This is a genomic window from Methylobacterium sp. D48H (assembly GCF_053345715.1).
The window spans coordinates 89344-102018 of record NZ_JBKFAP010000016.1 but is presented as its reverse complement, the minus strand read 5'-3'; the positions used below and the strand labels follow the sequence as shown (position 1 = coordinate 102018).

Genomic DNA, 12675 nt, shown 5'->3' with positions numbered 1-12675 from the left:
CTACACCTCCAGCAGGGCGCGGCGGCGGAGCGGGCGCACGAACAGCTCCGCGAGGTCGCCGGCCTGCTCGTAGCCCTGCACGGGCGTGAACAGCAGCTCGATCGACCACTTGGTCGACAGCCCCTCCGCCTCCAGCGGATTGGCGAGGCCGAGGCCGCAGACCGTGAGATCCGGCCGTTCCGCCCGGCAGCGGTCCATCTGGTCGTCGAGGCTCTGGCCCTCCGTCACCCGCGTGCCCGCGGGCAGCAGCTCGATCTCGGCGGCGAGATGCCCCCGGTGCAGGTACGGCGTCCCGACCTCCACGAGGTCCGCGCCGAGCTCCCGGGCGAGGAAGCGGGCGAGCGGAACCTCCAGCTGCGAATCGGGGAAGAAGAACACGCGCTTGCCGCCGAGCCTCTCGCGGTGGGGGGCGAGCGCGGTCTCGGCGCGGGCGCGGCCCGCTTCCGTGGCCTGTTCGAAGGCGGCCTCGGAGACGCCGAACGCCTCGGCGGCTGCCCGAAGCCAGCCGGTGGTGCCTTCGGCGCCCAGAGGGAACGGCGCGGGCAGCCGGCGGGCGCCACGCTCGTCGAGGGCCCGGGCCGTGTCGGTCAGGAAGGGCTGGGCCAGCAGATAGCGGGTGTTGCGCCCAACAGCCGGCATCGCGTTCGCCCGGCGGGCGGGCAGGAACCGGACATCCGCGATCCCCATCGCGGCGAAGAGCCGGAGAAACTGATCCTCCACCACGTCGGCCAGCGCCCCGACCACGAGGAGCGAAGGGACCGCCGTCTCGGCCTCGCGGGGCAGGTCGGGCACGAGGGCGGCGAGGCAGGCATCCTCCCCTTGCGTGAAGGTCGTCTCGATGCCGGAACCCGAGTAGTTCAGCACCCGTACGGGGGCGAGCCGTCCCGACAGGCGCTGGGCCGCCCGGGACAGGTCGAGCTTGATCACTTCCGACGGGCATGAGCCCACGAGGAACAGGAGCTTGATGTCCGGCCGGCGCTCGATCAGCCGGGTCACCACCCGGTCGAGCTCCTCGTTGGCGTCGGCGAGGCCGGCGAGGTCGCGCTCGTCGATGATCGCCGTGGCGAAGCGCGGCTCGGCGAAGATCATCACGCCGGCGGCGGACTGGATCAGGTGCGCGCAGGTGCGCGAGCCGACCACCAGGAAGAAGGCATCCTGGATCTTCCGGTGCAGCCAGACGATGCCGGTCAGCCCGCAGAACACGGCCCGCTGACCCTGCTCCTGGCGGAGCTCGATGCCGCCGCAGGGTGGCTGATGGACCAGGGGAGCGTTCACGGCAGCGCCTCCGCGAGACGCGGCGCACGACTTCCGGCACTCTCCATGCGCGCGGCCCGGAGCTTCAGGAGGAACTGGGCCGCGTTGATCACGTAGGTCGCGTAGGCCGCCAGCGCGAGGAGCAGCAGCGCCTGACTCCTGAGCGCGCCCGTGGCGAGGGCCGCGAGGTAGGCGGTGTGGAGAGCCAGCACCAGCATGCTGACCGCGTCCTCCCAGAAGAAGGCAGGCGCGAAGAGCCACCGCCCGAATACGACCTTCTCCCAGATCGAGCCGGTGACCATGATCGCGTAGAGGGCCAGGGTCTTCACGACGACCGAGATCTCGGCCGCGCGCAGGCCGTCGTCGGTGGCCAGGGCGCGCACCACCAGGACGAGGCTCACCAGGAAGATCGCGAACTGGAGGGGCGCCAGCACTCCCTGGACCACGGTCCAGAGCGACGAATCGCGCCGGCGCCGTTCGGCGGGCGTGTAGAGCGGTCGTGCCGGCCGGTCCTCGGGACCCATGCATCCGCTCCCTAGTCGTCGGCGGCGCCTCAGGCTCCGTCGTTGACAGAGGCTAGGGCGGGGGTCCGGGAAGTGTCAAGTGCGCTTGACGCTTTCACGACATGACAGTGGCAGGGATATTTTTTCTTCGAATAAGATCATTGCCAAGATCGTCAGGAAGCGTATCGTCGGCCGTGGCGGCAGAGATTGCTGCCGTTCGGCTTGTCAGACTCAGGAACTGACGGACACGAAGAATAGACGGGCGAGCAACGCCACACCGAGCGCGCGAGCGGATCCGCCGGCCCTTCCGGGACGGGGCCGTCTCAGGGAGGATGCCGATGGGAAACTGGAGGCATTTCGGTGGCCGTCTGGATCACGGTCCGTCCGCGGCCGGCTGCAGCCCCGTGAGCGACGGGCTCCCCGTGTTCCGCGACGCGGCCCTCGGCTGGCCCGACCTGCACAGGCCCGTGCCCGACGCGCTCGCCAAGGTCGTCGAGGCGGAGATCCTGCCCCGCCTGATGCTCGCCCACCGGCCCGCCGGCCGCGCCGTCCCGGCGGACCGGGCGCCGAGCGCGCGGGAGATCGCCGACTTCAGCGCCCTGCTCCTGGCCTCCGGCCCGGTCGACCTCGACGCCCGCGTGGACGCCCTGCGCGACGGCGGCTTGCCGCTCCCGCGCCTGCTCCTCGACCTGCTCGCCCCGGCCGCCCGGCACCTCGGCGCCCTCTGGGAGGAGGATGCCTGCGACTTCCTGGCGGTGACCGAGGCCCTCGGGCGGCTCCACACCGTGAGCCGCCGCCTCTGCGCCGAGCTGGAGAGCGAATCGGTCCCGGCCAACGGGCGCAGCGTCCTGCTGCTGCCCTGCCCGGGCGAGACCCACGTCTTCGGCCTGTCGCTGGTCGCGAGCTTCTTCCGGGAGGCCGGCTGGGACGTGACCACCGCGGTGCCCGGGCCGGGGGTCGCCCCCCTGGACCTGCTCCGGTCCGACTGGTTCGACGTGGTCGGCCTGTCGCTCTCCTGCGACGTCCTGCTGCCGGTCCTGACGGCGACGGTGGCGGAGGTGCGCCGCGATTCGCGCAACCGGCACGTCCGGGTGCTGGTCGGCGGCCCCTTCTTCGCGCGCCACGGCGGCGAGGCGGGGATCGTCGGGGCGGATGCCTGCGCGTCGGACGCGTGCCTCGCGCCCGCCGCGGCCGAAGCTTTGCTGGACAGACAGGCCTTGGCCTGCTGAAAGGGCCTCCAACCGACTATCACATTGCGGTGACCGTGACCCCTCAGCCCCGCCCCTCCCCGCAGTCGCCGCCCGCGGCCCTGCAGCAGGTGGCCGGCCTCCTCCAGGGCGAGGCGGTCGGGCGCATCGTCGCGGCGTCCGCGGACCTCTCCCTGGTGATCGACGCGGACGGGGTGATTCGGGACGCCACGGTCGGCGCCGACCTCGCGGCCGAGACCGTGGCGGGCTGGCTGGGCCGGCGCTGGATCGACACCGTCACGGTGGAGAGCCGCCCGAAGGTCGACGCACTGCTGCGGGACGCCGGGGCCGACGGCATCACCCGCTGGCGCCAGGTGAACCACCCCTCGCCCGACGGCGCCGACCTGCCGATCCGCTACGCGTCGATCCGGCCCTCGGAGGGCGGCCCGATCCTCGTGCTCGGGCGCGACATGCGGGCGGTGGCCGCCCTGCAGCGCCGGCTGGTGGAGACCCAGCAGGCCCTGGAGCGGGACTACGACCGGCTCCGCGCCGCCGAGACCCGCTACCGGCTCCTGTTCCAGATCTCCGGCGAGCCGGTGCTGGTGGTCGATGCCGGCACGCGCCGGGTGGCCGAGGCCAACCCGGCCGCGGCGCGCCTCCTCGGGCGCCCGGCCAAGCGCATCGCCGGGCAGGACGCCGTCGAGCTGTTCGACCCCGCCAGCACCCGGGCCCTGGAGGCGCAGTTCGCCGCCCTGCGGGCGACCGGGCAGGCGGGCGAGATCCGGGCGGCGCTGCAGCACGGGCGCGGGGAGGTCACGGTCTCGGCCTCGCTGTTCCGGGGCGAGGGCGGCGCGAGCGCGCTGCTGCAGCTGGTCGCCGACCCGGCGACGGCGGCGCCCGGGCCCGACCAGGAGGCGCCCACCGCCGCGGTGATCGAGGCGATGCCGGAGGGCTTCGTGGTCACCGATTCGGCGCGGCGGATCCTCATGGCCAACGCCGCCTTCCTGGAGCTGGCGCAGCTCGCCACGGTGGGCCAGGCCCGCGGGCGCACCCTCGACCACTGGCTCGGCCGCGACGAGACCGAGGCGCAGGCGCTGTTCGCGACCCTCGTCGACCACGGCGCCGTGCGCCGCTTCGCCACCGTCGTCCGCGGCGCCTACGGCGGCATGGAGGACGTGGAGGTCGCCGCCGTGTCGGTGGCCGGCGCCCGCCCCTGCCTGGGCTTCGCCATCCGGTCGGGCCCGCGGCGGATCGCCGAAGGGCGCCCCGGGGTCGGGCGGGAGGTGCCCCGCTCGGTGGAGCAGATGACCGAGCTGGTCGGCCGGGTCTCGATGAAGACCCTGGTGCGCGAGACGACCGACCTGATCGAGAAGCTCTGCATCGAGGCGGCCCTGCGGATCACCCGGGACAACCGGGCCTCGGCGGCCGAGATGCTCGGCCTGAGCCGGCAGGGCCTCTACGCCAAGATGCGGCGCTACGGCGTCGGCGACCTGGACGGCCCGGTCGAGGACATCTGAGGATCCGGACGCGGCGGGACCCGTCCCATCCAATCCCATCCCATCCCATCCTTTCCCATCCCCCGAAGGTGCGCGCGGCGGGGCCCGCCGGACCCCCTCGGATCCCGGCACCGAAGGCCTCGAAGATCCCGGAATCGTCCTCGCGGACGGGGGTCGCCGGGAGCGCCCGGGGCGCCGCCGGAGCGCCGGAAAGCGCCCGCGCGGGCGGTCCCGCCGGCACGGTTTTTCGGTGTTCCGGATAATGTATTTCTGGTCCGCCGCTGCATTTATTCGACAAACGTCGCGCACATGCTGGCGCGCGGTGTAAATCTGGCTTGACACCCCGCCGGGCGCCGGTAGCCTCCCGTCATGACCGCTACGCCCGCCCCGAGCGCAGTCATCGAGCTGCTGAAGCCGCTCACGTGGTTCGCGCCGATGTGGGCCTTCGCCTGCGGGGTGATCTCCTCGGGCCAGCCGGCCAGCGGCCAGTGGCCGGTGATCGCCGCCGGCATCCTGCTGGCCGGCCCGCTGGTCTGCGCCACCAGCCAGGCCGCCAACGACTGGTTCGACCGCCACGTCGACGCGATCAACGAGCCGAACCGGCCGATCCCCTCCGGGCGGATCCCGGGCCGCTGGGGGCTCTACCTCGCGCTCGCCTGGACGGCGCTGTCGCTGGCGGTGGCCGCCGCGCTCGGGCCCTGGATCCTCGGGGCCGCGCTGTTCGGGCTGGTCCTGGCCTGGATCTACTCGGCGCCGCCGGTGCGGCTGAAGCGGAACGGCTGGTGGGGCAACGCCGCGGTGGCGCTCTGCTACGAGGGGCTGCCCTGGTTCACCGGCGCCGCCGTCATGGCCGCCGCCCTGCCCGACCGGCGGGTGCTCCTGGTGGCGCTGCTCTACGCGGCCGGGGCCCACGGCATCATGACCCTCAACGACTTCAAGTCCGTGGAGGGCGACCGCCGGATGGGGCTGCTGTCGCTGCCGGTGCAGATGGGCTCTGAGCGCGCCGCGCGCTTCGCCTGCCTGGTCATGGCCCTGCCGCAGGTGGCGGTGATCGCGCTCCTCGTCGGCTGGGAGCGCTACTGGCACGCCGGCCTCGTCGCCGCGCTGCTCGCCGGGCAGTTCGCCCTGATGGCCCGGTTCCTGGAGAATCCCCGGGAGCGGGCGATCTGGTACAACGGCACCGGCACCACCCTCTACGTCCTCGGCATGCTGGTCTCGGCCTTCGCGCTGCGCCCGCTGGTGGGAGGGGCGTGATGGCACCGGACCCCGGCACGGGCCTCGGCTGGCCCCAGATCGTCCGCCTCGGCCTCGTCCAGACCGCGCTGGGCAGCGTCGTCGTGCTGATGACCGCCACCCTCAACCGGGTCATGGTGGTGGAATTGGCGCTGCCCGCCCTCGTGCCGGGCCTGCTGGTCGCCCTGCACTACGCCGTGCAGGTCCTGCGCCCGCGCTGGGGCTACGGCTCCGACCGCAGCGGCCGGCGCACCCCCTGGATCGTCGGCGGCATGGCGGCCCTCTGCCTCGGCGGGTTCGGCGCCGCCTGCGGCACCGCGCTGGCGGCCGAGAGCCTCGCCCTGGGGCTGGCGCTCGCCGCCCTCTCGTTCCTGTGCGTCGGCATGGGCGTCGGCGCGGCCGGGACCTCCCTCCTCGTCCTGCTCTCGGGCGGCGTCGCGCCGGCCCGGCGGGGCGCGGCCGCCACCGTCGTCTGGGTGATGATGATCGTCGGCTTCGCCGTCACGGCGCCGCTCGCCGGGCACTTCCTCGACCCGTTCTCCGGCCCGCGCCTCGCGGCGGTGTCGGGCACGGTCTCGCTCGTCGCCTTCTGCGTGGCGGCGCTCGCGGTCGCCGGCGTCGAGCGCCGCCTGCCGGTCCGGGCGCCCGAGCCCGCGGAGGCGCGCCGCCCGTTCTTCACCGTGCTGGCCCACGTGCTGGCCGACCCCGTGAGCCGGACCTTCACGATCTTCGTCTTCGTGTCGATGCTGGCCTACAGCGCCCAGGAGCTGATCCTGGAGCCCTATGCCGGCCTCGTCTTCGCGATGAGCCCCGGCGCCACCACCAAGCTCGCCGGCCTCCAGCACGGCGGCGTGCTCGCCGGCATGCTGCTGGTGGCGGCGGTGACGCTCCTCGCCCGCGGCACCGTCCTCGCCTCCCTGCGGCTCTGGATCGGGATCGGCTGCGCCGGCTCGGCCGCCGCCCTCTTCGCCCTGGCGAGCGGCGCGGCGGCGGGATCGGACTTCCCCCTGCGCGCGACGGTCTTCGCCCTCGGGGTGGCCAACGGCGCCTACGCGGTCGCCGCCATCGGCTCGATGATGGCGCTCGCCGGCCGCGGCGACGCGCGGGAGCGCGGAACCCGCATGGGCGTCTGGGGCGCCGCGCAGGGCGTCGCCTTCGGGGCCGGCGGCTTCCTCGGGGCCGTGGCGGTCGACGCCGTCCGGCTGGTCACCGCCGAACCCGTCCAGGCCTACGCGGCGGTCTTCGCCGCGGAAGGGCTGCTGTTCCTCGTCGCGGTCGTCCTGGCGGCGCGGCTCGAACCCGCTCCGGCACCGGACACGGTGCCGCTCGATCCTGCCTTCAGCGCGAGGTGAGGCCATGGCCCGGTTGGACGATGGCGGCCCCGGCCGCGACAGCTACGACGTCGTCGTGGTCGGCGGCGGGCCGGCCGGCGCCACGGCGGCGACCGACCTCGCCCGGGCCGGCCACGCGGTGCTGCTCCTCGACAAGCCCGGCCGGATCAAGCCCTGCGGCGGCGCGATCCCGCCCCGGCTGATCCGGGACTTCGCGATCCCGGACGCGCTCCTGGTGGCGAAGATCCGGTCCGCCCGGATGGTGGCGCCGAGCGGCAAGGCCGTCGACATGCCGGTGGGCGAGGGCTTCGTCGGCATGGTCGACCGCGAGCACTTCGACCCGTGGCTGCGCGAGCGGGCCGCGGCGGCCGGCGCCGACCTGCGCGCGGCGGCCTACGACCGGATCACCCGGCCCGACGACGGGCCGCCGCTGGTCCACTTCACCACCGGCGCGGGGGCCGGCCTCGCCCGCCACGCCGTCCGGGCCCGCCTCGTCCTCGGCGCCGACGGCGCCTGCTCGCCGGTCGGCCGCGCGGAGGTGCCGGGCCACGCCAGGATGCGGCAGGTCTTCGCCTATCACGAGATCCTGCGGGTCCCGGAGGCCGGCGCCCCCGGGGCCGGGTCGGTCGACGCCACCCGCTGCGACGTCTACTACCAGGGCCGCCACTCGCCGGACTTCTACAGCTGGATCTTCCCCCACGGGGACACGCTGAGCATCGGCACCGGCAGCGCGCGGAAGGGGTTCTCGCTGCGCTCCTCGATCCGGGCCCTGCGCGCCGCCACCGGCCTCGACCACGCCGAGACCGTCCGCCGCGAGGGGGCGCCGCTGCCGCTGAAGCCCCTGAAGCGCTGGGACAACGGCCGGGACGTGCTGCTCGCGGGCGACGCCGCGGGCGTCGTCGCGCCGGCCTCCGGCGAGGGGATCTACTACGCGATGCTCGGCGGCCGGCTGTCGGCCGAGGCCGCCGCCGCCTTCCTGCGGACCGGGGACGCGCGCGCCCTCGCGGGCGCGCGGAAGCAGTTCATGAAGCTGCACGGGCGCGTGTTCTGGATCCTCGGGATGATGCAGTGGGTCTGGTACCGCAGCGACGGCCTGCGCGAGCGCTTCGTCTCGATCTGCCGGGACAAGGACGTCCAGCAGCTCACCTGGGACAGCTACATGAACAAGGAGCTGGTCCGCGCGAAGCCGGCCGCCCACGCGCGGATCTTCTTCAAGGACCTCGCGCACCTGTTCCGCTGGGTCTCGCCGTGAGCCTCGCCGCCGCCGATCTGGGACCGCCCGTGGTGGCGGCGGTCGCCGCCGTGCTGGTGGCCGTGGCCGGCGGCCTCGCGACCACGACGGACACGTGGTACCGGCGCCTGCGGGTCCCGGCCTGGAAGCCGCCGGACTGGGCCTTCGGCCCGGTCTGGGCGGTGATCTTCGCGCTCACCACCACGGCCGGCGTGCTGGCCTGGAACGGCGACGCCGACCCCGTCGCCCGGGGCGTCCTGCTGGCCGCCTACGCGGTGAACGGGGTGCTCAACATCGCCTGGAGCGTGCTGTTCTTCCGGTTCCGCCGGCCCGACTGGGCGCTGGCCGAGGTCGCGGTCCTGTGGCTGTCCATCGCCGTGCTGGTGCTGGTGACCGGCCGGGTCTCGGGCGCGGCGGGGCTCATGAACCTGCCCTACCTCGCCTGGGTCAGCGTCGCCGCCTGCCTGAACCTGCGGATCGTCCGCCTCAACGGGCCGTTCGCGGAGCCCGCCTGATGGGGGCGCTCCTCGACCCGGTCCTCGGCCCCGCCTTCGCGTCGGGCCGGATCGTCGACGGGATCCTGCTGCTCGTCGCCCTGGAGGCGCTCGCCCTCGCGTGGCTCGCCCGCCGGGGCGGCCCGCCGCTGCCGTCCCTGCTGGCCAACCTCGCCTCCGGCGCCGCGCTGATGCTGGCCCTGCGGGCGGCGCTCGTGGGGGCCGGCTGGGTCGCGGTCGCCGGGTGGATGCTCGCCGGGCTCGTCGCCCATCTCGCCGACCTCGGCCTGCGGGTCCGGGCGGCCACGGCACAACGCCGCAGCGCGGCGCCGGCCGGAACAACGCCCGCGACGGCCGCGTTCACGCGCGTCACAAGTTTCAAACAGCTCTAAAATCGGGATGGGAGACGCGGCATGCAGCGCACGAGAGCCCTCTCCTCCGGCCGCGCGGCCCCGACGCGGCTGGCCCCGATGCGGGCCGCCCCCTTCCTCGCGGGCCTGCTCCTGGCCGCGCCGGCGCTGGCGCAGGACGGCTCGGCCGACCAGATCGAGCGCGGCAAGTACCTCGTGACGATGGGCGACTGCGCGGCCTGCCACACGGCGCCGGGCGGCAAGTACCTCGCCGGCAACTACGCGCTGAACATGCCCTTCGGCGTGATCATGACCCCCAACCTCACTCCCGACAAGGAGACGGGCCTCGGCAACTGGAGCTACGCCGACTTCGACCAGGCGTTCCGGCACGGCTACAGCAAGAACGTCGGCTACCTGTACCCGGCCTTCCCGTTCGCGTGGTTCACCAAGGTCACCGACGAGGACACCAAGGCGATCTGGGCCTACCTCCAGTCGGTCCCGGCCGTGAACGAGAAGCGGAAGGAGAGCCAGATCCCGTTCCCGTTCAGCGTCCGCACGGCGCTGGTGACGTGGCGGACGGCCTTCTTCACCGAGGAGCGCTTCAAGCCCGACCCGAAGGCCAGCGCCGAGGTGAACCGCGGCGGCTACCTCGTGGAGGGGCTCGGCCACTGCGCCATGTGCCACAACGAGAACAAGCTCGTCGGCAACTCGAGCTTCGCGGGCCGGTTCGGCGGCGGCGTGATCGACGGCTGGTACGCCCCCAACATCACCCCGGACGGCCACCAGGGCATCGGCGCCTGGACCGACGAGCAGGTGGTGACCTACCTCAAGACCGGCACCGCCCCGGGCGACCGGCCGGGCGTCGCCGCCGGGCCGATGCGCCAGACCATCATGGAATCCCTCTCCAAGGTGAAGGAGGAGGACCTGAAGGCCATGGTGGCGTACCTGCGCACCGTGCCGGCCAAGCAGACCTACAAGCCGAAGGACCTCGCGGCCTTCGACACGCCCGACGCGCCCGGCGCCTCCACCTACCTGACCTACTGCTCCTCCTGCCACCAGCCCGACGGCAAGGGCATCGAGGGCGCGGTCCCGGCGCTCGCCGGCAACACCTCGGTCCAGTCCGAGGGCCCCGAGACGGTGCTGCGGGTGATCTACGGCGGGCTCGGCGCCCAGAGTGGGCTCGCCCCGATGGTGGCGATCGGTCAGCAGATGACCGACGTCGAGGTGAAGAACGTCACCGACTACATCCGCAATTCCTGGGGCAACAAGGCGCCGGTCGTGACCGGCGAGAAGGCCTCGGAGGCGCGCGCCGCCACCAAGACCATGCTGGCCGGCACGGCGCCCTGCGCGGAGATCGAGCAGGACAAGCTCAAGGCCGCCTTCGACAAGATCGGGCTGCAGGCGAGCCTGAAGGGCCTGAAGCAGCAGGACTTCGTCCCGACCCTCGCCCGGCTGGTGCAGCAGGTGAAGGCGGAGCCGACCGGGGTCACCGACGACGACATCGTCAACGGCCTGACCACGGCCTTCTGCAAGGTCGGCCGCGACGACCCGCAATACGGCAACCCGAGCTGGCCCGCGGTGATCGGCACCTTCGCGAACGTCGCCTACAGCCAGGTGAAGCACCCGGAGAAGCAGGCCGCCAACGTCCCCTCCGCCACCACGCCGCCGGCGAAGAACTGAGGCGCCGCCCCCGCGGCCCCGGCCTGCCGGGGTCTTCGGGGCCGGTTCGGGGTCAGATCGGGCGGAACGGATAAAACCGTGTTTCGTTGGAGCCGGGACGTGCCGACCTCACGCCCGGAGTCCCCGTGTCCAGCCTCGTCCGAATCCTGCTCGCGATCTTCTTCCCGCCGATCGCCGTGCTCGTCACCACGGGCTTCGGCCTTCAGTTCCTGCTGAACATCCTGCTGTGGATCCTGGGCTGGCTGCCCGGCACGGTCCACGCCCTGTGGCTGATGAACCGCGACCGGCCGCTGGTCTGAGCCGTCAGGGCTTCCGGCCCTCGGGCTCGCCCTTCCGGAGGGCGGGCTTCTCCGCCTTCGCGTCGGCCTTCGACTCACCCTTGCCCTCGACCTTCGCGGTCTTCACCGCGTGGGCCCTGGCGGCCTTCGGCGCGACCGTCTCGGCGGCGTGGGCGACCTTCGCCGGCTCCGGCGCCGCCGCGGGCACGACCGCGGCGTCGGCCGCCGGGGCCGCGGGCGCCGCCGGGGCCGGCTTGTCCTTGGCGAAGAGCTGGCCGAACAGCTTCTGGTAGCTGCTCGCGTCGCCGTCCGCGTCCGCCACCGCGATGCGGGCGGGCTTGTCGGGCAGGGCCGCCGTGGTCTCGACCTGCGCGCCGGGATCGGCGCGGTTCGCCATGAGCGTCGTGGGCGTCGTGGGCGTCGTGGGCGCCGCTGGCTCCCGCCCGTGCCCCTTGCCGCCGGCCTTCGCCGCGCGGGTCGCGGCCGCCGGCTCGGCGCCGGCCAGCATCGTGGGCTGGCCCTTCGGCGCGAGCTCGATCTCCTGCGGGCCGGCCGCCAGGGTCTCGGGCCGGCTCACGTCGCCGAGATTGTGCCGGCCGTACTCCTTGGCGTCGTAGGGCAGGACCGTCTCGGTGCCGCCGAGGCTCGCGAAGGCGCTGGCGTTCTGCGGGCGGAAGACCGGGTTCTGGCCGCCGTCCTGGTACACGACCCGCACCGCCGGCGTGCCCTTGGCGACGAGGTCGGCGACCGCGTGCGTGTCGCGCGCGCTCTTCTCGGCGACCAGCGGGTCGACCCGCGGCTTGCACGAGCCGGCGGCCGCGTCGGCCCCGCCGAACACGTACTTGGTCCCGCACTGGCCGATCTTCGGCTCCTCGTGCAGGGCCTCGAAATAGTCGGACCCCTCCTTGAGGTTCTGCCAGAAGGCGATGTTCGGGTCGTTGCGGAACTTGGCCATGTTCTCGGCCGTCATCCGGAACGGGTAGGACTGGAACTGGAAGCTGCGCTGGCCGCCAATGAACGCGTCGCGGGCGACGGCGTAGATCTCCGCGATGGTGGCGTCGGTCATGGCGAAGCAGCCCGCCGACGAGCAGGTGCCGTGCACCATCAGGTACTTGCCGGTGCGCCCGTTGGCCCGGTCGACGGCGTTCGGGAAGCCCGTGTCGAACGAGAGATAGTACGACGAGTTCGGGTTCATCAGGCCCGGGGTGATCGTGTAGAAGCCCTCGGGCGCCTGCCGGTCCCCTTCCCGGGTCTTCGGCCCGAGCTGGCCGGACCAGCGGCAGATCGGGTAGGTCTTCATGAGGGCGTAGCGGCCGTCGCTCCCCCGCTTCCAGATCTCCATCTCCGCCTCCTTCTTGAAGGTGCGGATCAGGATCGGGTCGGAGGGCTGCATCCCCTTGGACTGCATCAACGCGACGGTCTGGGGGGCGATCGGCGCGAGGCTGCGCGCGCTCGGGCCGTTGATCCCGGAACCGTCCTGGCAGGCGGCGAGCGACAGGGCCAGCAGGGACGCCGCCGCCAGCAGTCGCGCGGTCGCGAGACGCGCCGTCATGGGGAACCTCGATCGTCTTACGCGCGCCCGCGGGCCTTGCTGGCCGCGTCGGGTGCCACTCCCCAACCCAATAGGCTCGTTAAGCT

The 12675-nt window shown here is 73.4% G+C and carries 12 protein-coding genes; 9 read left to right on the top strand and 3 right to left on the bottom strand.

Features of this window, described 5'->3' with window-relative positions; translation table 11 throughout:
• A complete protein-coding gene (locus ACLBX8_RS22205) occupies nucleotides 1–1275 on the bottom strand; it encodes a ferredoxin:protochlorophyllide reductase (ATP-dependent) subunit N (RefSeq protein ID WP_020095249.1) in 1275 nt (424 codons plus the stop codon).
• Complete coding sequence (bchF, locus tag ACLBX8_RS22200) at nucleotides 1272–1778, bottom strand: 2-vinyl bacteriochlorophyllide hydratase (protein WP_447700684.1); 507 nt, start codon at nucleotides 1776–1778, stop codon at nucleotides 1272–1274. Before bchF ends, ACLBX8_RS22205 begins: the two co-directional genes overlap by 4 nt.
• Before the next feature lie 317 nt (nucleotides 1779–2095).
• Here bchF and ACLBX8_RS22195 point away from each other — a divergent pair, with 317 nt between their 5' ends.
• The 9 genes from ACLBX8_RS22195 to ACLBX8_RS22155 all read left to right on the top strand — a co-directional run bounded on the left by ACLBX8_RS22195 (nucleotide 2096) and on the right by ACLBX8_RS22155 (nucleotide 11058).
• The gene (locus ACLBX8_RS22195) at nucleotides 2096–2986 is read left to right on the top strand and encodes a cobalamin B12-binding domain-containing protein (protein WP_447715753.1); all 891 of its coding nucleotides are present in this window, start codon (nucleotides 2096–2098) and stop codon (nucleotides 2984–2986) included.
• A 29-nt stretch (nucleotides 2987–3015) separates the two neighbouring features.
• Nucleotides 3016–4461 (top strand): transcriptional regulator PpsR, encoded by a 1446-nt coding sequence (ppsR, locus tag ACLBX8_RS22190; RefSeq protein ID WP_020095246.1) that lies wholly within the window; start codon nucleotides 3016–3018, stop codon nucleotides 4459–4461.
• Between the two features lie 348 nt (nucleotides 4462–4809).
• The gene (gene chlG, locus ACLBX8_RS22185; RefSeq protein ID WP_091682495.1) at nucleotides 4810–5694 is read left to right on the top strand and encodes a chlorophyll synthase ChlG; all 885 of its coding nucleotides are present in this window, start codon (nucleotides 4810–4812) and stop codon (nucleotides 5692–5694) included.
• Nucleotides 5694–7025 carry a BCD family MFS transporter gene (locus tag ACLBX8_RS22180; protein WP_020095244.1) on the top strand — a complete coding sequence of 444 codons (1332 nt, stop codon included), beginning with the start codon at nucleotides 5694–5696 and terminating at the stop codon, nucleotides 7023–7025. The genes chlG and ACLBX8_RS22180 overlap by 1 nt, the downstream gene beginning before the upstream one ends.
• Before the next feature lie 4 nt (nucleotides 7026–7029).
• A complete protein-coding gene (locus ACLBX8_RS22175) occupies nucleotides 7030–8256 on the top strand; it encodes a geranylgeranyl diphosphate reductase (RefSeq protein WP_020095243.1) in 1227 nt (408 codons plus the stop codon).
• On the top strand, nucleotides 8253–8750 hold the full coding sequence (locus tag ACLBX8_RS22170) for a TspO/MBR family protein (RefSeq protein ID WP_447700682.1): 498 nt from the start codon (nucleotides 8253–8255) through the stop codon (nucleotides 8748–8750). Before ACLBX8_RS22175 ends, ACLBX8_RS22170 begins: the two co-directional genes overlap by 4 nt.
• Complete coding sequence (locus ACLBX8_RS22165; protein ID WP_020095241.1) at nucleotides 8750–9121, top strand: hypothetical protein; 372 nt, start codon at nucleotides 8750–8752, stop codon at nucleotides 9119–9121. The genes ACLBX8_RS22170 and ACLBX8_RS22165 overlap by 1 nt, the downstream gene beginning before the upstream one ends.
• 21 nt (nucleotides 9122–9142) lie before the next feature.
• The gene (locus tag ACLBX8_RS22160; protein WP_447700681.1) at nucleotides 9143–10759 is read left to right on the top strand and encodes a cytochrome c; all 1617 of its coding nucleotides are present in this window, start codon (nucleotides 9143–9145) and stop codon (nucleotides 10757–10759) included.
• A gap of 125 nt (nucleotides 10760–10884) precedes the next feature.
• Nucleotides 10885–11058, top strand: a complete 174-nt coding sequence (locus ACLBX8_RS22155; protein WP_012318839.1) for a YqaE/Pmp3 family membrane protein — start codon at nucleotides 10885–10887, stop codon at nucleotides 11056–11058.
• 4 nt (nucleotides 11059–11062) lie between these two features.
• On the opposite strand, the gene ACLBX8_RS22150 is transcribed toward ACLBX8_RS22155, so the two are convergent.
• A complete protein-coding gene (locus ACLBX8_RS22150; protein ID WP_447700680.1) occupies nucleotides 11063–12589 on the bottom strand; it encodes a L,D-transpeptidase family protein in 1527 nt (508 codons plus the stop codon).
• Between the last annotated feature and the right edge of the window lie 86 nt (nucleotides 12590–12675).